The organism is Streptomyces sp. 2A115, assembly GCF_052245575.1.
Lineage (GTDB): Bacteria > Actinomycetota > Actinomycetes > Streptomycetales > Streptomycetaceae > Streptomyces.
In genome coordinates this window covers 1-1181 of the sequence record NZ_JBQQCG010000228.1, presented here as the reverse complement: position 1 = coordinate 1181, position 1181 = coordinate 1, and the positions used below count along the sequence as shown (strand labels likewise).

The window sequence follows — 1181 nt, the reverse complement described above, 5'->3', positions numbered from 1 at the left end:
GGGAGTGTCATGAATTAGGTGGGAACTTCACCAGAAGGGACACCTGATGACGATCCAGAAGGCTCACTCTCTCGAGACGGTGGGCGGCGTGTCGCTTGCCGTCGAGGGGACGGCCGCGGACGGTGCGGACATGAGGAGAACGCAAGAGTCCGTGGACGGGCTGGGTCTGGAGCTGCTGGACGCGCTGACGCTGCTGGCCCAGGACAGGGTTCGCGGCGGCGGGCTGAGGCTGGTCGGTGAGGACGGCCTGCTGCCCGCGATCACGCAGCACCTGATGCAGGCCGCTCTGGAGGCCGAGCTGGAGGAGCATCTGGCCGCTGAGGCCGAGCGCATCGGCGGGCGGGGCTCGCGTTCGGGCGGCAACGGCCGTAACGGGTATCGCACGAAGAAGGTGATGAGCGAGGTCGGGCCGATCACGCTGCAGATCCCCCGCGACCGGCTGGGCACCTTCCGGCCCCGCATCCTGCCCAAAGGGACCCGTCGCACCGGCGCCCTGGACGAGATGGTCCTCTCGCTGACCGCCCGCGGCATGACCTCGGGCGAGATCGTTGCGCACCTTGACGAGGTGTACGGGATGAAGACGTCCAAGGAGACGATCTCCACGATCACCGACAAGGCCCTGGACTCGATGAACGAGTGGCGCACCCGTCCCCTCGACGCGGTCTACCCGGTCGTCTTCATCGACGCCATCCACGTCAAGATCAGGGACGGGCAGGTCGCCAACAGGCCCATCTACGTGGCCATCGCGGTCACCGCCGACGGCTACCGTGAGATCCTCGGCCTGTGGGCCGGCGACGGTGGCGAGGGCGCCAAGTTCTGGCAGCAGGTCCTCACCGACCTGCGCAATCGCGGGGTCAGGGACGTGCTCATGCTGGTCTGCGACGGGCTGTCCGCCCTGCCGGACGCGGTCGCGAACGTGTGGCCGCAGACTGTCGTGCAGCGCTGCGTCGTGCACCTGATCCGGCAGAGCCTGCGCTACGCCTCGAGGCGGGACTGGCCCGAGGTCGCCGCCGACCTCAGGCCCGTCTACACCGCCGTCAACGAGGCCCAGGCCCGCGAGCGGCTCGACGAGTTCGACGCCAAGTGGGGCCACAAGTACGGCAGTATCGCCGCCGTCTGGCAGCGGGCCTGGAGCGAGTTCGTGCCGTTCCTGGCCTTCCCCGACGCGATCCGCGAGGTCG

1 protein-coding gene is annotated in these 1181 nt (G+C 68.8%); it reads left to right on the top strand.

The window, feature by feature from the left end:
* Window positions 1-130: 130 nt before the first annotated feature.
* Window positions 131-1181 (top strand): IS256 family transposase (locus tag ACTWQR_RS55725; RefSeq protein ID WP_443235015.1); only part of this gene is annotated, 1051 nt, incomplete at its 3' end.